The 22,011-nt window shown below is 43.9% G+C and carries 19 protein-coding genes; 7 read left to right on the top strand and 12 right to left on the bottom strand.

What is annotated here, in order from left to right:
* Positions 1-82 precede the first annotated feature (82 nt).
* Entirely contained in the window at positions 83-1,993 is a 1,911-nt protein-coding gene (locus L1028_RS13520; protein WP_234534620.1) for a glycoside hydrolase family 20 zincin-like fold domain-containing protein, read from the top strand.
* Between the two features lie 41 nt (positions 1,994-2,034).
* Here the strand turns inward: L1028_RS13520 and L1028_RS13515 are convergent, their stop codons facing one another.
* Positions 2,035-2,328: a hypothetical protein gene (locus tag L1028_RS13515; protein ID WP_234534618.1), complete on the bottom strand. Its 294-nt coding sequence runs from the start codon at positions 2,326-2,328 to the stop codon at positions 2,035-2,037.
* A gap of 103 nt (positions 2,329-2,431) precedes the next feature.
* Here L1028_RS13515 and L1028_RS13510 point away from each other — a divergent pair, with 103 nt between their 5' ends.
* Positions 2,432-3,364: a hypothetical protein gene (locus L1028_RS13510; RefSeq protein ID WP_234534616.1), complete on the top strand. Its 933-nt coding sequence runs from the start codon at positions 2,432-2,434 to the stop codon at positions 3,362-3,364.
* A 97-nt stretch (positions 3,365-3,461) separates the two neighbouring features.
* A complete protein-coding gene (locus L1028_RS13505; protein WP_170880314.1) occupies positions 3,462-3,701 on the top strand; it encodes an NHLP leader peptide family RiPP precursor in 240 nt (79 codons plus the stop codon).
* A gap of 16 nt (positions 3,702-3,717) precedes the next feature.
* Here the strand turns inward: L1028_RS13505 and L1028_RS13500 are convergent, their stop codons facing one another.
* Together L1028_RS13500 and L1028_RS13495 are read right to left on the bottom strand one after the other, a co-directional pair.
* Positions 3,718-5,628, bottom strand: coding sequence for a sensor histidine kinase (locus L1028_RS13500; RefSeq protein ID WP_234534693.1), 1,911 nt, complete (start codon positions 5,626-5,628; stop codon positions 3,718-3,720).
* Positions 5,629-5,743: 115 nt separating this feature from the next.
* Entirely contained in the window at positions 5,744-7,642 is a 1,899-nt protein-coding gene (locus L1028_RS13495; RefSeq protein WP_234534615.1) for a sensor histidine kinase, read from the bottom strand.
* A gap of 224 nt (positions 7,643-7,866) precedes the next feature.
* On the opposite strand from L1028_RS13495, the gene L1028_RS13490 reads away from it, so the two are divergent.
* The gene (locus L1028_RS13490; RefSeq protein ID WP_234534613.1) at positions 7,867-8,271 is read left to right on the top strand and encodes a hypothetical protein; all 405 of its coding nucleotides are present in this window, start codon (positions 7,867-7,869) and stop codon (positions 8,269-8,271) included.
* 93 nt (positions 8,272-8,364) lie between these two features.
* On the opposite strand, the gene L1028_RS13485 is transcribed toward L1028_RS13490, so the two are convergent.
* Positions 8,365-9,570 (bottom strand): MFS transporter, encoded by a 1,206-nt coding sequence (locus tag L1028_RS13485; protein ID WP_234534611.1) that lies wholly within the window; start codon positions 9,568-9,570, stop codon positions 8,365-8,367.
* 205 nt (positions 9,571-9,775) lie between these two features.
* On the opposite strand from L1028_RS13485, the gene L1028_RS13480 reads away from it, so the two are divergent.
* The gene (locus L1028_RS13480; protein WP_234534691.1) at positions 9,776-10,459 is read left to right on the top strand and encodes a peptidylprolyl isomerase; all 684 of its coding nucleotides are present in this window, start codon (positions 9,776-9,778) and stop codon (positions 10,457-10,459) included.
* 86 nt (positions 10,460-10,545) lie between these two features.
* Here L1028_RS13480 and L1028_RS13475 read toward each other — a convergent pair whose 3' ends face one another.
* The 3 genes from L1028_RS13475 to L1028_RS13465 form a co-directional block, all read right to left on the bottom strand.
* Positions 10,546-11,652, bottom strand: coding sequence for a Glu/Leu/Phe/Val family dehydrogenase (locus L1028_RS13475; RefSeq protein WP_234534609.1), 1,107 nt, complete (start codon positions 11,650-11,652; stop codon positions 10,546-10,548).
* Between the two features lie 183 nt (positions 11,653-11,835).
* The gene (locus tag L1028_RS13470) at positions 11,836-12,768 is read right to left on the bottom strand and encodes a manganese-dependent inorganic pyrophosphatase (RefSeq protein ID WP_234534607.1); all 933 of its coding nucleotides are present in this window, start codon (positions 12,766-12,768) and stop codon (positions 11,836-11,838) included.
* Positions 12,769-12,886: 118 nt separating this feature from the next.
* Positions 12,887-13,684, bottom strand: coding sequence for an AAC(3) family N-acetyltransferase (locus tag L1028_RS13465; RefSeq protein ID WP_234534604.1), 798 nt, complete (start codon positions 13,682-13,684; stop codon positions 12,887-12,889).
* 167 nt (positions 13,685-13,851) lie between these two features.
* Between L1028_RS13465 and L1028_RS13460 the strand changes: the two genes are divergently transcribed.
* Complete coding sequence (locus L1028_RS13460; RefSeq protein WP_234534602.1) at positions 13,852-14,829, top strand: ring-cleaving dioxygenase; 978 nt, start codon at positions 13,852-13,854, stop codon at positions 14,827-14,829.
* 59 nt (positions 14,830-14,888) lie between these two features.
* Here L1028_RS13460 and L1028_RS13455 read toward each other — a convergent pair whose 3' ends face one another.
* On the bottom strand, positions 14,889-15,590 hold the full coding sequence (locus L1028_RS13455) for a YjjG family noncanonical pyrimidine nucleotidase (protein WP_234534601.1): 702 nt from the start codon (positions 15,588-15,590) through the stop codon (positions 14,889-14,891).
* Positions 15,591-15,758: 168 nt separating this feature from the next.
* On the opposite strand from L1028_RS13455, the gene L1028_RS13450 reads away from it, so the two are divergent.
* Positions 15,759-16,694: an MraY family glycosyltransferase gene (locus L1028_RS13450; RefSeq protein WP_234534597.1), complete on the top strand. Its 936-nt coding sequence runs from the start codon at positions 15,759-15,761 to the stop codon at positions 16,692-16,694.
* 154 nt (positions 16,695-16,848) lie between these two features.
* On the opposite strand, the gene L1028_RS13445 is transcribed toward L1028_RS13450, so the two are convergent.
* The 4 genes from L1028_RS13445 to L1028_RS13430 are packed head-to-tail and all read right to left on the bottom strand — an operon-like array spanning position 16,849 to position 22,001.
* Positions 16,849-17,367, bottom strand: a complete 519-nt coding sequence (locus L1028_RS13445) for a mismatch-specific DNA-glycosylase (RefSeq protein ID WP_234534595.1) — start codon at positions 17,365-17,367, stop codon at positions 16,849-16,851.
* 35 nt (positions 17,368-17,402) lie between these two features.
* A complete protein-coding gene (locus tag L1028_RS13440; RefSeq protein ID WP_234534593.1) occupies positions 17,403-17,960 on the bottom strand; it encodes an RNA 2'-phosphotransferase in 558 nt (185 codons plus the stop codon).
* A gap of 37 nt (positions 17,961-17,997) precedes the next feature.
* Positions 17,998-20,619, bottom strand: a complete 2,622-nt coding sequence (locus tag L1028_RS13435) for a polynucleotide kinase-phosphatase (RefSeq protein ID WP_234534591.1) — start codon at positions 20,617-20,619, stop codon at positions 17,998-18,000.
* Positions 20,619-22,001, bottom strand: coding sequence for a 3' terminal RNA ribose 2'-O-methyltransferase Hen1 (locus L1028_RS13430; protein ID WP_234534589.1), 1,383 nt, complete (start codon positions 21,999-22,001; stop codon positions 20,619-20,621). Before L1028_RS13430 ends, L1028_RS13435 begins: the two co-directional genes overlap by 1 nt.
* Positions 22,002-22,011 lie beyond the last annotated feature (10 nt).

The following is a 22,011-nucleotide window of genomic DNA, read 5'->3' as shown; positions in this document are numbered from 1 at the left end:
TAGACATTCCCCCCTCTGTTTAGTAGTGATAAGGTTATTGTGAAGTTGATCATATTCTACATGAATAAGAGGTGTCCACGCTATGCTTAATCATTCTACACTACTGCTTTTGCCTAATCCGCGTGAAATCACATTGTCACAAGGCTCATACCGTTTCCCAATAAGCGGAAGCATTGTGCTTCCTAGTACGGGAGCGCAAAGCTCAATGCCTGCTGCACAAAAGCTGCAAGCTGTGATTAAACAAGCCTTAAATCTTCATTTGACTTTATCTATTGGCACACGTCCAACGGTTGTATCCGCTTGTATCTTTAGCTATGTGCCGTCGTTATCTGAGCAGGCATACGAAATAGTTATTGATCAGAGCGGTATCGTTGTCTCCTATAGCTCACCTGTCGGTGCCTTCTACGCAGTAGCCACTCTGAAACAAATCATTGAACAAAGCGGCAGATCTATTCCTCATCTGTTTATTCGCGATGAACCTGATTTTGGAGCTAGAGGGATAACCGTTGATATCAGCCGCAATAAAATTCCGAAGCAAGAAACCTTGTACCGAATCATTGACCTTATGGCCGATCTGAAGATGAACCAGCTTCAGCTATATATAGAAGGTACGCCGTTCGCGTATGAATCTTTCCCTCAAGTGTGGGAGCTTGAGACTCCAATCACAGGAGAGGAAATCTTGCTTCTAGATGCCTACTGTAAGGCGCGTTATATTGAGCTTGTTCCAAACCAGAACAGCTTTGGACATATGGAAGGTTGGCTTTCCCGTCCTGAATTCAATGCTTTAGCCGAGATTCCAGAGGGATTTATGCTTCCCAAGGAATTGTACATGGGGGATGTATATCCAGAAGGACTATTTATGCATCCCGGTACGTTTGATACCGAAGATCCTGCCGTGCTCCCTCTGCTAGAAAAAATGTTCGACGATCTTCTTCCTTACTTCTCCTCTAATCAATTTAATGTAGGCTGTGATGAGACGTATGAGCTTGGTCTTGGCAAAAGCAAAGCGCTGGCTGAATCACAAGGCAAAGGTCAGATCTATTTATCTTTTCTTCAGAAGATTTATGAGCTTGTTACGAAACGCGGCAAAACGATGCAATTCTGGGGCGATATTATTATCCAACATCCCGAACTAATCCCTCACCTGCCTAAAGATATTATTGCTATGGAATGGGGTTACAGTGCGGAACATCCTTTTGAGTCGGATACCCTAAAATTCCGTGAAGCAGGCATTCCTTTCTATGTATGCCCAGGTACCAGCTCATGGAACTCCATTACAGGGCGTAGCGACAATATGTTTGCCAATCTGCGTAGTGCAGCTATTCATGGCAAAAATAATGGTTCTATCGGCTATCTCATTACCGATTGGGGTGATCACGGGCACTGGCAGCATCTCCCAATCAGCTACACTGGATATGTTTATGGTGCAGCGCTTTCCTGGAATGTAGATAACAATCTAGATGTAGACACTGCAAAATATTTAAATACATTCATCTTCGCGGATCGTTCCGAGGGTATTGGTCAACTACTCCTTGATCTCGGCAATTACTATCAGCTTGAATCCGAGATTATTCGTTCAAATGATACGGAAATGTCCCTGCTTCTTCGTACCAATCTCGACAATTTGTTAATTGTAGAGAAACTTACCGAAGATCATTTCAACAATCTCGAAGAATACATGCTCTCTATCGAGGCACGTCTCTCGGGGCTTGATCTTCAATGTGATGATGCTGATCTTGTTCTTAAGGAACTGAGTAACGGCATCCATTTTGTGAAGCACGCTGTGCAGCTTGGAAGAATTAAACTGCAGCTGGCATCTGCGCCAGATTCGATTGACCCTAATCTGATTACGGAACAAATCAATGATTTGAATGTTCTTCTTCATCACTATCGTCTATTGTGGACCGAGCGCAACCGACTCGGTGGCTTAGATCAAAGTATTTGGAGACTTCTACGTCTTAGAGGTCAATACGAAGCATTGAAATCGAAGTAATTTCCTTATCATAGCTGCAATTGGCGAGTCGAACGTTGAATTCAACGTTTCCGACTCGCTAAGCGCAGTTCTTCATATTGATTTTCAAGCATTTCCCGCTCCCGTTCTTCATGCTTTTCTCTGCGAACTCCCTCTTTCATGCTTTCCTCATCCTCATAGATTTGCCACAGATCAGAGAACAAATAATCTTTGATTTCTACTGTTTTTCCATTTAATAGCCCATTGGTCCAAATAAGTCCCGCAGAGGTACGCATCACAATGCGGCCGTCTGGCGTTTCAGCCTTTTGCCCCATTCGAATAGTCATAAGCATTTGACCAAAAGTATAACACTCCATTCGTCCCTAAACCTCCTAAATTTTAGTTGTAATGGAATAAAGAGAAGGATATAATCAGGGCGAAAGAACCAGTTTTTTGCAATTTTATTGTAGGAGGGATGCAATGGATTGGCTAAATGATTACGAAGAAGAACTCCGCTTAGTATTTCAAGAAGGTAGAAAGATCATCTCCGAATTTCCAGAGCCTCTAAATTCACAAGGCATGTCCTATCTTGAACATTTTAACGTATTCAATGCGGAAAGCCACAAAAATTACATATGTTATCTATTGCCCTTTTGGCTTCAGAAAAGCTGTGGGCTTTCAGCAGAAATTACCCGTCAAATGTCGATGGGCAATGTCTTCTTCATGCTATATTTTTTCATACAGGATGACCTGATGGACAGCAAAGAATCCTCTACATACGAAAGACTACCTTTAGCGAATCTACTCTATGTTGAATTTTTGAATATCTACAGAGTTTTGTTTCCGAATGACTCCTCTTTCTGGACATCGTTCAATCGTTATATTGCTCAATGGGCAGACAGTGTTAGTAATGAAACCGCCAGTGATTATTTTCTTAACGATCGGATCAAGATCCCTTATAAAGCCAGTCCGCTCAAACTATCCAGCACCGCTGCCCTTCTGCTATCTGGTAAGGATTCTCTTATACCGCAGTCTGAGGAAATGATCGACTCTGTTCTACTTACACTACAAATGCTTGATGACTATGAAGACTGGAACGAAGATTTATCAGAAGGCAGTTATAATTGTCTCCTCTCACTCACACGAAGCTACCTATCCACTGATAAAACAACCACACTCACATCAAAAGAGGTCGAATTCTTCCTGTTTACAGCAAACGGACTACGTACCTATGCTGAACTAGCGCAGGATACGCATCGCAAAGTGATGTCTTCCAGCTTGGATGTACCTCATCTCCTGGCATTCCACTCCATGTTGGTGATGAACTTACAACAGATCTCCGATTCCATCGAAGCAGAAAAGCAGCTTTTAAAAGGTGGAGGCTTGTTTTATTATTTGTCAAAAAATATATAATAATTCTATTATTTTGTAATAAAAAGAATAGTATTAGCACAATTGCTATGTTATATTATTAAAGGTAAATATATACATTTTGGAAAGGGTGATTATTTTGTCAGAAGCAGTTCTTAGAAATCAAGTCATTCAAAAGGCATGGGAAGATCCAAGTTTTAAGCAAAGACTACTCGCAGATCCAAAAGCAGCTCTCCAAGAAGCACTTGGCGTAATCATTCCCGACAGCGTTACCTTGAAAGCCGTTGAAGAAGGTTCAAATGAATTCTATCTTGTAATCCCACCAAGTCCATCCTCAGATGTATTGAAAGCAACCGCAGCACCACGCGGTTCTTGGTAAGACAGCAGGATTAACCTCATAGGGAGTAGGAATCATCCGGAGCTTCTGCCAATGGCAGTATGGTAATGGATTCGGTTCCTACTCCTTTTTTGCTTGTAAATCTCACTTCACCTTGCATAGCTTCAATGATGCGGAAGGTGACCATCAATCCTAAACCTGTTCCTTTATTTTTTTTGGTAAAATACGGTTCTCCGAGCCGGTGCAGAACATCTGCGTCCATTCCCTCCCCGTTATCTTTGATGTGAATAATCACTTTATCATCTTCACCGTATACCGACATATAAATGAACCCTTCTTCACTGAATGATTCAATACTGTTCTTGATAATGTTAATGAACGCCTGCTTAAATTTCGAGGAATTTCCTTTTACCCATAATTGGCCGGATACATCCAGAATCATTTTTCCTCCATTGATGTGACACAGGGGCTGCATAATACTCTCAATATGCTTGAATTCATCATATAAATTCAGACTAGAGATCGTCTCAAATTCTGGTTTAGCAAAAGTCAAGAAATCAGTAATAATATTGGATGCTCGATCTAGTTCACTTAGGGCCATTGACATATAAATTTGCTCTTCGTTAACGGATTTCTCGCTAAGCAGCTGAAGAAAGCCCCGAGTGACTTGTAGTGGGTTTCTTACTTCATGAGCTACAGATGCAGCAAGCTCGCTAATGATCTCCATTTTTTCCGAACGCTCCAATTCATTGTTGAAACGCTCTAGTTCTCTAGAGTAATTAACAACCTGTTGATGGTTATAGGCTAATCTTCGTTCCAGAATTACGATCAAGGAAATAATGAAAGCAACCAGCCCCCACTTCCACAAGAACAAATCATAATTCCCTTTTTGGATGTAATACCATAATAGCTCTGCAACTACAGTAAACGCAGCGGTTCCAAATCCAATAGCAAACACAATAGCATCTTTATTTCCTTTAAGAGAGAACATAACCACACATGCGATCAGCAGGATGAATTGGAGGATAAGGATGAACCCTATAATGGTGGTAGAAATAAAATAATAAAATTCAATATAGTGATTATTTGATAGGAGATTGATTAAAAGAAATAACAAGCAAAAAGAAGAGTAAAGTACTTGAAATTGACGAAATTTTCGAATGATACTGAACTTACCACTACCGAATAATTTCTCAAATAAAAAGGTAAGCGCTGGGAGAAGTGAAAAAAGGGCTAAGTCTAAGCATACGTTACTAATCGGCCCCAATTTATTGTAAAAGGTATAGATGAAGGGGGAGTAGGTTATAGAAAGGATCCCGGTAGCCGCTATAACCACTGCTAGTGAAGCAACACTGGAGAAATAATCTTTGCTTATGTATAGAGCACTTATAAATAGAACGATAGCCACCAGAAAAAAAGCGCAGCCCAAAATCACATCACTTAGTCCATTCTCAATATATTCATTAATTAATTGACTGTGTTCACCGATCACTACACTTTCTTTAATTCCAATTCTGTCTTGCATGGTTTTTGTCCAGATATATAACGTTTTCCCGTTATCTGCTTTACTTAAAGGCAACAGCAAAGAATAGTTATCCTTGATATATTTACGATTCTCCTCGAAGATCAAACGATCCTCCACATACACTCTCACATGAAGGGCATATAAAGTATCGATATACACCGAAGGTGACACATAACTTAAATCGGGTAAGGAAATACGGGTCCAAGAAGAGGATACTCCTGAAGGTAACTCTGGGAGTCCCTTCTTAGAATCTACGTTCATCCAGCTTTGCTGGCCTTCGCTCCACGGAATCTCTTTTCCTGCATTTCCTGTTTCATCCCCCCATTTCATTTGCCACTTTGTAATTTCTTGAGATGGATTTGGGTTCGCCGCCGATACAATATTAGAGCCGTAACCTATCAGGAGGAGTGAAAGGGTGATTGTAATGTGGAGTATTCTAACCATCAAGCGCATATAGGCACCTCAGAAGGAAGTTTCAGAAACAATATTCTGTGTATTACTACTTCGCTCACTATACTACCCTTTCCTTCTAAAAAACGGAATAAATCATTAAATTCTCCTAATTTTTTCTAGCCATTGGCAATTTAATAATAATCACCGTTCCTTCTCCCTTCTCACTCTTAAACTCAGTTGTCCCTTCCATTGCCTCAATGATCCGGAAGGTTACCATAAGTCCAAGTCCTGTTCCTTTTGTTTTATTGGAGTAGTAAGGCTCACCCAATCGAGCCAGCTCACTACCATTCATCCCTTCTCCATTATCACGTACACTGATCATTACATAGGCTTCGGATTTCCAGGCCGTAACTCTAATAAGCCCATTATCCTGCAAAGCTTCGATGCTATTTTTTATAATATTAATAAACGCTTGTTTAAATTTGGCAGATGATCCAATCACGCAGAGTTCCGGCTGTAGATTAAGTTCAATGACTCCCCCTTGCAAATTCGCAAGCGGAGCGAGAATACCCGACACATGCCGTAACTCCTCAGATACATCAAGCCTCTCAATAGTCTCTAGCCCTGGCTTAGCAAAGGTAAGGAAGTCTGAGATAATCACCGTAGCTCTATCCAGTTCTGCGATAGCCATCTGCATATATTCCCTCTCCTTATGATCTGAACGTTCTCCTAGGATCTGAAGGAAACCACGGGTTACCTGTAAGGGATTCCGTACCTCATGCGCTACAGAAGCCGCTAATTCACTTATAATCTCCATCTTCTCGGAACGCTGCAAATCATTATTAAACGTCTCAAGCTTACGAGAATATTCAACGAGTTGTTCATGGTTTCTCGTAAACCTTCTCCCCAGAATGACGATTAAGGATAATACGAAAACCATCATCCCCCACTTCCACCAATATAATTGATAGGATTCTCTGGATATGTAGTATACGATCAATTCGACAAGAGATATAAAGGCAAAGATTGTAAACCCTGTAGTAAAAACAATAGCATCCCCATTGCCGCGATAAGTATGAATAAACGCTAAGCTTACCAATAATATAAATTGCACAATCATAATGACGCCTAGAATATCAGCAGTCATGAATCTATAAAATTCTTCCAGCTGATACGACAGAAGGATATTAATAACCATTAGTGAAAGACAGAATATAGAATAAACCAATTGAAACTTACGGAATCGGGTGACGACTTGTTTTTTCCCTGAACCGAATATTTTCTCAAAATAAAAGGTTACGGATGGCAATAAGGTGTACAACGCTAAATCAAAGAAAACAAGTACGATTTCCCCATAATCCCCGAGGATGATCGGCAAGAACGAAGAATAAGTAACCACTATGACTCCAATGGATAAGAGAATTAACACTAACAAAAATCCGTCCGTATAAAATCCTTTTCTCAAAAATAATGAACAAATAAACAGGACAATAGCTATAAAGATAAACGTCGCCCCAATGATGATATCCATTAAGCCCTGCTTTACATAAATGGACAACAGCTCACTGTAGCGATCTACCCTTATTTCGCCTTCTATTCCTAAATCCTTGCTTCCTCCCTGGGTCCATATGTATAGTTTCTTTCCTCCATCTTCTGTGGATAAAGGAATTAAAATTTTTCTGCCATTGAAATTATATTTATTCTCAGAATTATATACTAACGCGTTATTCACATAAGCCTTGACGCTATTTCCATATACTTTATTAATGAATAACGCGGATTTCTCGCTCATTTGCGGCAAAGAAAACCGGAGCCACGCTGAGGATGTACCTTTTGGCGTCTCTGGTTTGTTATTATGAGGCGTTACGCGAATCCATTCATCGTCTGAAGCTGCTACAGCTTCTTCGACAGTCTCTGCTTCTGTATTTCCAAATCTAATCTCCCAACTTGGTAGCGCAGAGTCTGATGATTCAGCACTCATTATCGCCGCACCGTATGGCACTATTGCTGTTAGCAATAGAAATAATAGCAAAGTAGCCGCTATCTTTGGTTTTGGCAACTTCATCGTAGCACCTCAGTAATTCATTAGTTGTTTAAATGATCATATATGATTCTTAATTTCGACAACCTTCGCATTATTCCTGCCTATTCTTGTAAATTTTCTCGAAAAAAGACGTTATTTATCGGCGTTATTTCCCTGATTATTTATAAAACGATTCGATCATAGGCAATCGGGTAAAGATACATATGAGAAGTCCAAATCTTATCCTACTGAGGGAGTGAACGGATATGGAAGATACACCTAATAAAACTGAAGCCGATTTTGTATATGAGCGCTATATACAAGCCGATATTGATGAAGAAGATGTTGTCAATGAAGATGCCGACCCCGTGTTGGTTGGCGATAAATATTTGGCGGCGGATATTGGTTTAAACCAACCTGAGGAAACATTCGAAAGAAATGACTTACTGGAATCCGATGCATTCCTGGCTGCTGAAACGGCAGGACTAACAAGCAGCGATATGGATAATGCTGAGGACGAGGAGCTACTAAAGATGGAAGAGGAGGATCCGCCACTGGAAGATATTCCTGATGCAGATGAGGTGTATCCAGGATCCATCATCGACCCTGCTTCACCACCAGTAGATGGCATGCCTGGAACGGACGTCTTAAACGGATCACAGGGAGATTAGAATATATAAGGCTGCCGGGCTAGGATCCGGCGGCCTTATGTGTTTTTCAATATGAGCACTGGCTTCAGTAAGGGTTGCTCTTGTAGCTACCGGTTATTCTGCTGAACGCGCTGCAGCAATTTGGGAATCGAGCTTGCGGGTCTTAACCAATACCGCTGCTACAAGCAGCATCACCCCATTGATCACAAACACCCAGCGGATCTGGATAAAAGCCCCCAGTAAGCCGCCTATAATAGGCCCGGCCATTGTCGCGAGTTGAGATGCCGCTTGGTTGAGACCAAAAGCACGTCCACGAAATCCGGGCTCAATCACTTGTACAATCATTGCATTTACAGATGGAAGCACACCTGCATAGAACAAGCCGTAAGCAAAACGAAGAACGGCGAACTCTACATAACCCGTAACAAAGAACTGAAGAATATTACCGATACCTCCACCGATTAACCCAATGAACAGGATCATCCCGAAGCCCTTCCGGCTTCCGATTCTCCCCCACTGCGGAGCCATTAGCACAGTAGCAATACCCACAGCAGAGAATACAATTCCTGAGCTTAGCGAGGCACTGCTCTTGGCGATTCCCATGTCTAGCAGATGTATCGGAATAAGCGGCTCCAGAATCATAACTGAAAAGGTGCTTATTCCCGCCAGCGATAACAAAGTCATAAATGCGCGATTGCTTCGCGCTTCCTTGATATCATCACTTACATGAGACCTCGGAGCAGATCGGTCAAAATTCTCTTCTTTAGCAAAAAAAGTAGCGATAAGTGCTGAAACGAGTACAATACCTGCTGAGAATAAAAAAGCAACCCGATTGCTTGTATAAAAACTCACTACACCGCCGATCAATGGACCAATGATACTGCCTGTTGCTCCGGCTGTAGACATAATACTCAGCGCATAACCAGTCTTATCCTCAGGTGTGTTCGTAGCCACCATGGCAATCGCAGCGGGAACAAATCCAGCAAGCAACCCTTGCAGTACGCGTACGATCAGAAAGACGTAAGGATCATGCACGAAATAATTAATCAGATATAAGGCTGCCAAACTGAAGCCCGAGCGAATAAGCATCGGCTTCCGGCCATATTTGTCAGCGAGGGAACCCCAAAAGGGAGAAATTAAAGCGCTGGCTAGAAAGGTTATACCAAAACTAACCCCAGACCAAATTTCCAAATGATTCGTAACCCCAAGCTCGTCACTCAAAAAAATAGAGAGGAACGGAATAGAGATCGAATACGCCGTACTACAAAAAAAGACACCCACCCAAAGCACGATCAAGTTCCGTTTCCATGAGAAGCGCATGATCTACACATCCTTTCTTGATGTCCTCGCGGAAACATTCCTATTATTGTAAACCTCTTTTGAGAATGTGCCAATCCCACATGTCACAACTGACCTTTGCATGTAAAGGGACAAAGAGGTTATTATGAGAAGTACCTACGAGATTATTCAAGAAAAAAGGAGAGATTGATTAGTGAAGTCTACACGAGCAAGATCTGCTATCCTAATGGTCATGTTATGCCTGGTGATGGTTATTGCAGCAGGTTGCGGTAATAAGCCTACCAATAACAATGCCAGCAGTAATAATGGAAGCAGCAGTGGAGCAGCAGGAAATAACGCAAGCAGCGAGACAAATCCTGGGGCTAACGAAGGACTTCCTTCAGCTACAGCAAGCCACCCCATTGTGACCATTGAGATGGATAACGGAGGCATCATCAAAGCCGAGCTTTATCCTGAAGTTGCCCCTAACACTGTGAACAACTTCATCTCACTGATTCAAAAGGGATTTTATGACGGCACTATATTCCATAGAGTGATCCCTGACTTCATGATTCAGGGCGGTGACCCTGATGGTACTGGTATGGGTGGCCCAGGGTATAGTATCGCAGGAGAATTCTCCGGAAACGGGTTTACTAATAACCTGTTGCATACGGAAGGTGTTCTGTCCATGGCAAGATCGCAGGCTCCAGATTCTGCCGGTTCCCAGTTCTTTATTATGGATGCAGCTTATCCTAGTCTAGATGGAAGCTATGCCGCTTTTGGTAAAGTTACCGAAGGCATGGACGTGGTTAAATCCATTGTTGGCTTGAAAACAGACAGTTCAGATCGTCCAGAAGAGCCACCGGTGATGAAGAAAGTAACCGTCGACACACTTGGCGTCACTTACCCAGAACCACAAAAGGTACAATAACAAGCAAAAACGCCTTCGGCGTCCTTAGTGGACGCAGAAGGCGTTTTTACTTACTTGTAAAAGACTAATGAAAGTACCTGAGCGTCTTATCCCCGTAGTGATCTTCTGCTAAGAGCATGTTGACCGTTTCGCAGGAAAGTACTACGAGTATTTCTTAATAAGGAAATCCGTTCCTCTGCAAGCTGATTTGCCGCAACAGAAGTAGGTATTCCATTTAGACGTGAGATTTCCAGCACGCGGGTGATGTTATCGTAAATTTTTGAAACCTGCTTAAACGCACGTTCCTTATTATAGCCATTCAGTTCATCCGCAATATTAATAACGCCACCAGCATTAATCACATAATCAGGAGCATACACAATGCCCATTTCATGCAGAGTATCGCCATGATAGGCCTCTTTTAACTGATTATTGGCTGCGCCTGCGATCACCTTCGCCTTAATTACCCGAAGAGACTCATCATTGATCGTTGCTCCGAGTGCGCATGGAGCATAGATATCACAGTCTGTACTGATAATATCTGCGGGATCGACTGCTTTGGCGCCGTAAGCCTCTACTGCACGCCCCACAGCTTCTTTATGAATATCGGTTACTATAAGCTGAGCGCCCTCTTCATGAAGATGCTTACACAGCGAAAAAGCCACATTTCCAACGCCTTGAACGGCTATAGTCTTTCCTTCGAGCGAATCACTGCCAAACGCTGCTTTGGCCGCTGCCTTCATCCCTTGGTATACGCCATAAGCCGTAGCTGGTGATGGATTACCCGAGGAACCATAAGTAGGAGATGTACCTGTAACATAATCTGTCTCCTGATAAATGATGTTCATATCTTCTTCTGTAGTGCCAACATCCTCGGCTGTTATGTATCGTCCATTCAAGCCCTGTATGTATCTTCCGAAAGCACGGAACATCGCTTCGTTCTTATCCTTCTTGGGATCCCCTATAATCACTGTTTTCCCACCGCCTAAATTTAGGCCGGATACTGCATTTTTGTACGTCATCCCTTTCGCTAATCGAAGCGCGTCAACAATCGCTTCCTCTTCTGTAGCATAGGTCCACATCCGTGTTCCACCCAGTGCGGGCCCTAAAGTCGTGTCATGAATGGCGATGATTGCCTTTAATCCTGATGCTTTATCCTGACAAAATAACAGTTCCTCGTAATCGTCCCTCTCAAGTGTTGCAAACAATTCCATTCTTAATATCCCCTATCTCTTTGTTATATTCCACATGTTGGTTGTTACTCTTACCTCTCAAAGTATTGTAGCAGAATGCGTCGTAAAACAAAAAGAACCACGTCACCATCATAACTTCCAATGGATGACGTGGCTCTTATATGAATGCTACTGCACCGAATAGAGTGCAATTGTCAAAATGTGTTACAGCTTAGCAATCGTTTCTGTAAGAACAGGAACGATTTGTGATTTACGGGATACTACACCTCTGAGAAGTGCTTTATTGTCATCCAGCTTAACATTGTACGCCGTTTCAACTGCACCTGCAACACGACCCAGAGCCAGACCTACGGAATCATTATTAAGGATATCTGTAACCACGAACAGGAACAGATCCAATTCTTTTTCGGCAATAATGGAAGTAAGTGCTGTTTCTAGTTCAGCCTGCTTGGAGAGAACATCATTAACATCTACTGCGTTCACTTGAGCGATTTCGACTTTGTATTCACCCATTTTGAATTCCTTAGCATCCAAGGAAATCAGTTGAGCGATACTCTTGTCGCTAAGATCAGCTCCAGCTTTCAGCATGTCGAGACCGTAGCTTTCTGCATCTACACCAGCGATTTCAGCAAGCTCGCGTGCTGCAGCTACATCTTCCGCTGTGCATGTTGGTGATTTAAACAGCAAGGAATCAGAAATGATCGCAGACAGCATCAATCCGGCGATTTCTTTAGGAATAGAAACTCCGTTTTCTTTATACAACTTGTTAAGAATAGTAGCTGTACAGCCTACTGGCTCAGCACGATAGTATAACGGATGTGCAGTCTCAAAGTTTGCGATCCGGTGATGGTCGATAACTTCAACCACGCGCACTTGATCAATGTCATTCGCACTTTGTTGGCGTTCGTTATGGTCAACAAGAATAACCTGATTTGCTTCACCAGCTACGTTCTCTACCAGACGAGGAGCAGCGACTCCGAAATGATCAAGCGCAAATTGCGTTTCACCACTAACGTCACCCAGACGAACGGCCTCAGCATCCCAGCCCAATTCCTTTTTGAGTGCAGCATAAGCAATTGCAGAACAAATGGTATCCGTATCCGGATTTTTGTGTCCAAAAACCAAAGTTTTTTCCATTTCCAATCTCCTTACTATGTTTTAGTGAGATTAATATACCATACATTGATAGCGGCTTCCAGATTGTGTGGTTTGAAAAGTGCCTTATCGGCATTCAATTAGCCTCTTCTAAGGTTGCTCACGCCCTAGTCTTTGGAAGTGGTACCGGCTTGTCCTCCCCATGCAGTGGCTCATTATCTGAGAAAAGGTCCGGATTCTCTGTCAGCATCTGGCTTAAAATATCCGTCGTTTCTACCGTCCCACATACCCTGACTAACGCGTCTCCAAAGTTACCCTTGCGCATGGCACCGCCCTCTTCAAGCTCACGCTCCACCTTCCAAAAATGCTCCGACCAAGAGAGGCCACAATGTCTGCGAGAAGGCACCATGATTTCATCGCCACCCGGACTCACCGTATATAGCTCCTCATGGGTATCCGTCATTCTGCCTGGAATATCGACCCACTCTTCAATGCCATGAATGAACGTATTTCGCCGAAGATCGACTCCCAGCAGTACAATTTCCGCCTTTCGATCAAGCAGCTTGCCCCATGCTGAGCCACGGGCACACGGCGTATCCCAGCGTTCATCCCCCGTAGTGAATTCCTCAGCATCTGCACCTAAAGCCGCTACAGAATGTGTCGGATGCCAAGAGCGAATAACACCTGGACGTTTACGGAACAACTCCGGTAATATCCCTACACAAGATGGGGAATCTTGAACAGAGAACCTTGGATTGTCTGCATTAATATAAGCCCATGTATGAGTTGGCAATACGAGCAGTCCGTCCTTCATATATTCACTGAGTACATCCAGTACTGTGTTCGCGCCTCCATCTACTTCCCCAATGCTTTTTAATGAAGAATGGACCAGAATAGTCCCGTGTGGATCAAGCTTTAGCTCCTGCAATTGTTTCATCAAGCTAGTTGTTGTGTGCATTGTACGCTCTCCTTATGTATGAACTGGATTTTATGATGCATAAACATCTACTTGCAAAAATCGCATTTTACTATTAAAATTATAGTAACTTAATAATACTCACTGAATATTTTAAAGATCACAATATAACTTACTCACATTTAGCATTTACACGGAGGTAATTACACATGACATTAACATTAAAAGGATTACACCACGTATCCGCAATTACAGGTAAAGCGCAAGAAAACTTTAGGTTCTATACCGAAGTACTTGGACTGCGTCTCATTAAAAAGACAGTAAACCAGGATGATATTTCAGTGTATCATTTATTCTATGGTGATGAGAAGGGTAATCCCGGAACCGAATTAACTTTCTTCGAACTCCCGATGGCGGGCCGCAACCGTGAAGGCAATAACAGCATCTCCGCGCTCTCCCTTCGAGTGCCAAGCGATGCTGCACTTACCTATTGGGAGCAGCGTTTCACCGAGCTTAACGTAGAGCATGGAACGATTCAAACACTCGGTAGCCGCCAGACTTTAGCCTTCCGTGATCACGAAGGGCAACGTTTCATTCTAGTATCTGACGAAAATGATAATGGTGTTGCCGGCGGCATCCCTTGGGCTAAAAGCCCGGTACCTGCTGAATATGGGATTGTTGGCCTAGGTCCCGCACATCTTACAGTAGAAAGTGCAGAGCATACGGCGGTTGTACTGGAGCAATTGCTTGGCTTCCGCCGCAAAGGCACTTATCCTTCAACAATTGCGGGCCAGCCAGATGTAATTGTATTCGAGACTGGAGAAGGCGGATCAGGTGCAGAGGTTCACCTAGAGGAACGTAATGATCTAGAGCACGAACATTTGGGACGAGGTGGTGTGCACCATGTTGCATTCCGCGTGGATAACGAGGAGGAATTGAAGCAATGGGTCGAGCATATACGTACAGCTCAGCTTCCTAACTCCGGATTCGTGGATCGTTTCTACTTCCGCTCCCTTTATTTCCGCGAGCCTAACGGCATTCTTTTTGAGCTAGCTACAGACGGACCAGGCTTTGCAACAGATGAGCCGATGGAACGTTTAGGCGAATCCCTTGCCTTGCCACCTTTTCTGGAATCAAAGCGTGAGCAAATCGAGGCTTATCTGAAGCCGCTGGATACTCGGCAATAAGATTCTTCAGCTCACTTAATAAAAGGTGTGAGTCGCTTATGCGCTCACACCTTATTTTTTTATTGAAAATCAGCTGTCTTCCTTACAATGTCTAAGAGCTCCGACAGAACTTGAATTTCGTATTTCGGTTGAACACCCGACGTATTCTCTTTACCAAGCGGGTTAAACCAGCAAGTATCGATCCCGTAATTGATTCCGCCTTGAATATCAGAGGTTAAGGAGTCACCTACAATCAGTACTTTTTCCTTATCCGAAATCCCCAATTTGGCAAAAGCATAATCAAAAATCCCTGTCTCCGGCTTCTGACATCCAGCCTCCTCTGAAATAATGATCTGCTCAAATGTTTCACTAAGCGGTGATCCTTGGATTCTGGAAGTTTGCACTTCTTTAATTCCGTTCGTAATGATTGTTAATCGATAGCCGGCAAGCTCCTCACACAGCTCGATCGCTCCCTGGATGAGAAAGGTTCCCTCGCCTAAGAAACGTAGATACGCTTCACTAAACGCCTCAGGATCTAGCTCGAGCGCATTCGCAGCGAATAACCGATTAAACCGTTCCACGCGTAATGCCGCAGAACTAATCTTCCCCTGCTCCAAATCCCGCCACAGCGCATGATTAATCTCCTGATAACTGGCAGCATAATCCTCAGCACCTGTGGGCATCCCAACATGTAGAAATGCATTAGATAACGCGTGACTTTCTGCCATTCCGTAATCAAACAGTGTATCGTCAGCATCGAATAAAATAACGTCGTATTTCATAAATATCCCCCAAAACTCTTTTCTCAAAAAGGTACTACAGTGATACAATCAAGTCAACTTATCAGTCAGACGACAAAAATTTACTTTTTTAAGGTAGTTTTAAGCGAATTGTGTTATTTTAAAAAGAAAACGGTGGTGAGCGTCATATTATACGTTTTATCGTTTCTAATGTCTTTTTCTATCGTCTACTTTCTAATTCCGCCGCTCGGCAGACTAGCTTTCCGACTTGATTTTGTGGACAAGCCTCGTCAGGACGTTGAGCGTAAAATTCATAGAGAGCCTATACCGCTTACGGCCAGTTACGCCATATTCATCGGATTCTTCATTACCTATCTGGTATTTGCCCGTGAATTCTCTATGGAAACCGTCGCACTGTTTGCAGGGGGCGTACTTCTGCTGACCATAGGTACCATAGATGATTGGTACAAAACAAAAGGTAAAGATTTCCCAGCGCTGCCCAAAATGATTGTGCAAGTTAGTGCGGCTGTTCTTGTTTATCTTTCCGGCAACGCATTTACAGGCTTCTACAACCCCTTCTCAGGGGATTATATCGTTCTACCCGTTGTATTACAGTTTCTGCTAACGATTATCTGGATCTTCGGTGTAACTACTGTCATTAATTTCTCTGATGGTATGGACGGTTTGGCTGGTGCCTTAACTGCGATTTCGGCCATAACACTATTTATTGTCGCGTTAACTAAAGGGCAATCCGCTTCTGCGATCATGGCAATTTCACTAGTCGGCGTTACGATTGCTTATCTACGCTATAATAAACCACCTGCCAAAATCTTTATGGGCGACGCCGGGGCTACCTTTCTCGGTTTCATCCTTGCAGTAATCGCACTCGACGGTGCGTTTAAGCAAGCTACGGCCCTGTCGCTGTTCATCCCGATTCTGGCGCTGGGCGTTCCGATCTTCGACAATATTTTTGTCGTCGTCAAACGCTTTATCCAAGGCAAGTCCATTTACCAGGCCGACGCTACCCAGGCTCATTACCGCCTGCTTCGTGCAGGTCTAAGCCAGAAGCAAGTCGTTGCCGTGTTATGCTTGATCAGCGTTTGTCTATCCTTATCCTCTATCATTCTGTTGTTGATCGAGACTTAATTATTATTTGCGGATAGTACCGTACAAGAGCAATCGCATCGGCTAGTCCAATGAACTAATAAAAACGAGCAAGTTTCCAATACGGAGACTTGCTCGTTTCTTGTTTGAAGTTCATCTTCTTTAAACCCCTACCTCGGCATCCAAACAAATCATCTCATCTGTCACTTTGCGTAAACTCGGCCAACCTTCGGTAAATCCCTACGATCTCCTCCATAGGCATCCTCACTAATCCACTGGAAGAGGGAGCTACAAATTCACGTACACCGTCTACCTCCGGAGGTACATCCCCTTGAAATCCCCAATTTGCTTTAGTCCTACGGCTAAACTCTGTATATACACCTTTTCCTACAAAACAGGCGACCTGTGGGCGATATAATTCCAGCTTGGAGCGAAGCAATTCGCGGCCCTCATTATATTCCTCACGGGTAATATCGTCGATTCCGCGTGTAGGCCTGGCAACAATATTTGTAAAGCCATAACCCAGCTTAAGTAGATCCCCGTCCTCAGATGCGTCGTATAGCCGAGGAGTAAGCCCTGAATTGTGCAAGATTCTCCAGAAATTATTTCGCGGATTCGCGTAATGGTGCCCCACTTCACCTGAACGAATACTCGGGTTAAAACCAATAAATACAATCTGTAATCCGTGATCTAGGTGATCTGATATTCCATCCATGTGATTCTGCCTCCTAACCAAACGATGTTCTATTTCTACAATGGGGTATACACATTAAGACAGGAAGACGGAATGGGGTCCGCCAGCCATACCTCATTACCCGCATAATAAAAGGTTACACCCATTTGACCAGCGCTAATCGTATCAACAGTCAGCAGTATCAAATTCCCTCTCCGACTTCCGGCCAGACTCGCAAAATGAGTCCCTTCGGACAAATGAACATATTGGCGTCCCATTGATTGGAGTCCCTCTTCCAAAATAGCAGAAAGCACACCTGCATAGGTTCCGTGATATAGCGTAGGTGGTGGATTACCCGGCTCATAAGCGATTCTGGTATGACTATGCCCGTACCGGGCTTTGATTCGGTCTCCTTCGATTTCAAATCGCTGCTTCTCGCAACTTGTAACAACTTGCCGGATGTCTCTCACAGTCACCTCAGACCATCTAGGAGCTTTCACAAGCACGGACAACAAATCATCCACCGTACAGGAACCATCCTCTGGGTCCAAAATAAGGCCATACTGCTCTGGAGTATGCCGGAGCAATTTAGTCATAAATTTACTTAACGACACTTCTGTAGCATTGCTTACCATTATATTTCCACCTCAATTCATAACTCATTTCTATTCTCTACAGCCGTGGATCTACAGGATCAGACTCCAAAGACAGCGCAGCAAGCATACATTCATGTACGCGTTCTATCGGCTCTCTACGAATAAAGCGTTCCACCGATTCCCGGCTAAGCGCACATTCCATTAAGGCATTTCGCTCTTTTTTGCTTGTTTTGCGCTGCTTGAGGCGTACAAGATTGTCCGGCTGTAAATAATCTATCCCATAGATAATATGCAGATATTTACGCCCTCTCACCTTGAGTGCAGGCTGAACCAGTTTATCTCCATTACGTGTTATAAATGTTTCCGGTTTGATGACAATCCCTTCATGCCCATCCTCCGTCATCTCTTCCCACCAACGGATGATCTGTTCCTCGTCCGCTTCATTACAAACCGTGCGGTATTCAGTCTCCATAAATAAAGGTGACAACTCCGCTAGTTCACGATTATGCTCCATATGCCAAAGATGACTGTGTTCAAAGAATGTTTGTCCGCTATGTGCTAAAGTATGGAATGGTGCAATCTTAATCCCGTCCAATCCACTTACGTCCCAGCAATACTTTTGGAAAGCTTCCTTAAAAAGATGAACATTCTGGAGCTTCTCCTCCATTTCCAGTATCCACGAGGCAACATCTCGCCCTGATTTTTCAGCCTCACGCAGCTTCTCCAAAAGATGCTCCCGATCCAGCAAAGCAGCTTCAGCCACATGGGCATATTGGGAGGAAATCAGCTCACGGGCCTTCAAGTTCCACGGTACGATCTCCGCATCTAGGAGTAGCAAATCCGTGTTATTTTTCGTGAAATAATTCGCCCGTACGAGATCCGCATTCAGCCTACGTAACATTTCAGATTCAGTATCCCTGTCAAAAAAAGCTCGGCCTGTCCGTGTATAAATCGTGCCTAACGATGGCCTGCCCACATACGATAATGCCGCCTCTTCATCCCGGAATAACAATAGGATGGCCCGGCTGCCCATATGTTTTTTCTCCGCGATCATTGTCTTCACACCTTGTGCACGGAAATAAGCAAAAGCTTCACGCGGATGCTCCAGATAGTTCTCATCTATAGACACTGAAGGCGGCGGACTCATGGTCGGCGGGATATATACCAGTTCCTCTAGTGGAACCGTAAAGTGGGAGACCGTGTCTATAGCCGCTTTAACGAACTCTCCGCGCACAGTTATCTCACCATAAAGGTCAGTCTGGACTGAGTAGCCCTCCACGAATTTGCGCAGGTTAGGTGGTGAGAATCTTCCCCGCTCCCAACGAATTAACGGACTATCCGGATCACCTGCATAATCGAGTTTTGCTTTAACACTAACAAATTTCCCTTCAGGGTAACGGTACGCAGTTAAAGATCCGCCAAATACAGCACCTTGGTCGATGTTCACTGTATTTTTCACCACGGTTGGGAAAGGTCTAGGATCATGCCCCCAGACGATGATCTCTCCAGATTCATGCTCGACATACCATTCTTTCCTTACAGGAGCACCCTTGCCATCCATTCCATCAGTGTCCCCATATCGGCAGAAGTCCTGAATCCGTTTGGACTGCTTACCGATAAATTCATCGCGCATTCCGGCATGGGTAACTACGACCCGCCGCACGCCATTAAGGCCAAACAACAAGTGACTTGGCGCGGACAACAGAAACTGCTTAAGTTCATCCCTAAGCCTGTTTGCTTCCTCATCGCCTGCTTCTAGCGCAAATGCCTCCAGCTCAGTAGAGATATTCTCATCTCCGTGACTTAATGTAACTTTGCGACCATCCAGGTAGCGGGCGATTTTCCAGCCATGGTTGCTGTCAATCATGCGGGCGATTCCAGCATCTACATGCTTTTTCCAAAACTTCATCGTCTTCAGCGATTCCGGGCCCCGGCTCATCACATCCCCCACAGAAATTAACTGCCTACCCTCGGGGTGCCTGTACAACCCTTGCTCGTCTTCCTTATATTCCAATCTTTCGAGTAGCTCGATCATCTCTTCATAACAACCATGAATGTCGCCGATGATATCAAGTCCTTTATCGATTTCAACCCAAAGTGGGTTCTGCTTACGTTCAAAAAGTACTGACTCCGTATTTTTCAAAAAATAAGTCGAGGCAAAGCCCTCGTCCTTAACACTCCGTAGCGAACGCTTGAACTGTCCATATTGTTGCTTGACCCGCTGGCGGCCGCGTGGATGCTCACGCTGAACATCCCGCTGCAGCAGCGTTTCCTCTGGAACATCGAGTACCCAAGCCATACATGGAACATTATGCTTATCTGCTATATCTAAATATTGCTTACGGTATTCCTCTTGCAGATGTGTAGCATCCACCACCGTCAGCTTTCCTAGTCGACAGCGCATGGCAATCACTGAATTCATTGCTTCAAATGCTAGACTTGAGAGCAGCTGATAATCATTAAAAATAATATCCGCCTCTTCGCGGGGACGATTCTTCCATTCCATAAAATCAGTGTCGCCAAGCATGCTACGGAAATCATCCGATGAGATGATTTCTGTCTGCAACAATGTGCCTTCATCTACTAATCTACGCAGTAAAGTGGTTTTTCCGCTATTGGAGGGACCGACCAATACAATAATTCCTGCATGCGGAAAAAGTATCGTTCGCTGCCTTTCTGTTTGCTCTTCTATAGTCATTACAATGCCCCCTCCTTACTAAATATCGCCATCTGCGTCGGGTATCCAAAAGTGTCAGAAGCTTCGCCAATTCCTTTAAAATCAACCGAATAATCAAAGGAACTCGTCCAGCGCATACACCATTCGGAGAATCCTGCTCGTCCCCATTCAAAACGGTGATCACTATGCCGCATTTCTTTCGATTCCATCTCATACACCTCGTTATACTCCTTGTTCGGTGTAGTCAGGATCAATACCTTAGGACTATATTCCGACAGAATAGTCTCCATCACTCGAGCCAGCCTATGCTCGTCGATATGCTCAATAACCTCACATAAAACCATAATATCCTTGTTCCGCAGCGTTTCATCGAAATAGAACAAAGAACCTGTAACAGGCGTCGGCACCGTAACTCCTTCTCGGTCTTCAAGCTTCGAGAAGCGATCGATTGCGCGTAACTGTGAGTTTGCCGAAGGCTCAACCGCCCAGATCTGCTTGACGCCCGGCACACTTCCAAGTCTTGCCGAAAGTTTTCCTTCACCGGAACCAAAGTCAACAATACTACTCTTGAAAGCCAACCCTTCTACTGTTTCTGCAATCGCCGCATAACGCAGATCATTTAATCTAATTTTAGGCTCAACTGAAATCTCAGCAGGAGTAATGGCCACTTTTTCAGAAGAAGGGGAGGATTCCTCTCCATCAAATTGTTTAATAAGATTAGCAAATCGTAGTGACCGCTTGAGAATTAACGCACGCAACGGATGACTATCCAACCAGCCTTCGCCATAACGCCTGATTTTTTCAATCTCATCATCACTGATAAAATAATGCTTATCATCATCCAGTGCCGGAATCAAAATGAACAATTGACGAAGGGCCGTTTGCAGTGTCTGCTCTCCGCGCAGCCTAATGTATCGAGCTGAACTGCGGCTTTTTAAATCAAAAGAATATACTGCATCTCCTCTTTCAACCTCAAGCTCGTAGCCAAGTGCATGAAACAGTTCCTCAATCGTGTGATCAGGCAGATTCGATGCAACCGGCCCAAAGGACAGCTCCAATTGAAATTTGTGATCTACCCAAGGCAAAAATACTTCCTTAGGTTTTCCGTTAAGAGCTGTACCTAACGCTGGGCGGATATAGGAGCAGAACCGGCTGCTCGTAACAAACTCCCGATCGTTAATATATTGTGTGATGTCATTATGAGCAGCACTTCCTTTGACTAGAGCAATTGGATCTGGTGTGACATAGATAACGGCCTCTGTCTCTTCGTCGGAAGCTGCAGTGAATACTATACGCACTCTAGCTTCTTTATCGCTCCTGTCATATAAATTATGCGGGTTTTTAGCCAGCAGATGGGACAACATCCCTGCTCCTGACCCCGTCGCCTTGATGATTAAATGCATATCTTCATCT

This window comes from Paenibacillus pseudetheri (genome assembly GCF_924513355.1).
GTDB lineage: Bacteria > Bacillota > Bacilli > Paenibacillales > Paenibacillaceae > Paenibacillus_AQ > Paenibacillus_AQ pseudetheri.
This window is presented reverse-complemented; position numbering and strand designations above follow the sequence as displayed.

Coding starts and splice junctions, on each gene's coding strand:
- L1028_RS13445 (WP_234534595.1), bottom strand. CDS start 17,367: ATGGATGGAATATCAGATCACCTAGATCACGGATTACAGATTGTATTT.
- L1028_RS13485 (WP_234534611.1), bottom strand. CDS start 9,570: ATGCGCTTCTCATGGAAACGGAACTTGATCGTGCTTTGGGTGGGTGTC.
- L1028_RS13455 (WP_234534601.1), bottom strand. CDS start 15,590: ATGAAATACGACGTTATTTTATTCGATGCTGACGATACACTGTTTGAT.
- L1028_RS13480 (WP_234534691.1), top strand. CDS start 9,776: ATGGTCATGTTATGCCTGGTGATGGTTATTGCAGCAGGTTGCGGTAAT.
- L1028_RS13440 (WP_234534593.1), bottom strand. CDS start 17,960: ATGGTAAGCAATGCTACAGAAGTGTCGTTAAGTAAATTTATGACTAAA.
- L1028_RS13520 (WP_234534620.1), top strand. CDS start 83: ATGCTTAATCATTCTACACTACTGCTTTTGCCTAATCCGCGTGAAATC.
- L1028_RS13490 (WP_234534613.1), top strand. CDS start 7,867: ATGGAAGATACACCTAATAAAACTGAAGCCGATTTTGTATATGAGCGC.
- L1028_RS13465 (WP_234534604.1), bottom strand. CDS start 13,684: ATGCACACAACAACTAGCTTGATGAAACAATTGCAGGAGCTAAAGCTT.
- L1028_RS13495 (WP_234534615.1), bottom strand. CDS start 7,642: ATGAAGTTGCCAAAACCAAAGATAGCGGCTACTTTGCTATTATTTCTA.
- L1028_RS13470 (WP_234534607.1), bottom strand. CDS start 12,768: ATGGAAAAAACTTTGGTTTTTGGACACAAAAATCCGGATACGGATACC.
- L1028_RS13500 (WP_234534693.1), bottom strand. CDS start 5,628: ATGGTTAGAATACTCCACATTACAATCACCCTTTCACTCCTCCTGATA.
- L1028_RS13450 (WP_234534597.1), top strand. CDS start 15,759: ATGTCTTTTTCTATCGTCTACTTTCTAATTCCGCCGCTCGGCAGACTA.
- L1028_RS13435 (WP_234534591.1), bottom strand. CDS start 20,619: ATGACTATAGAAGAGCAAACAGAAAGGCAGCGAACGATACTTTTTCCG.
- L1028_RS13515 (WP_234534618.1), bottom strand. CDS start 2,328: ATGGAGTGTTATACTTTTGGTCAAATGCTTATGACTATTCGAATGGGG.
- L1028_RS13510 (WP_234534616.1), top strand. CDS start 2,432: ATGGATTGGCTAAATGATTACGAAGAAGAACTCCGCTTAGTATTTCAA.
- L1028_RS13460 (WP_234534602.1), top strand. CDS start 13,852: ATGACATTAACATTAAAAGGATTACACCACGTATCCGCAATTACAGGT.
- L1028_RS13430 (WP_234534589.1), bottom strand. CDS start 22,001: ATGCATTTAATCATCAAGGCGACGGGGTCAGGAGCAGGGATGTTGTCC.
- L1028_RS13475 (WP_234534609.1), bottom strand. CDS start 11,652: ATGGAATTGTTTGCAACACTTGAGAGGGACGATTACGAGGAACTGTTA.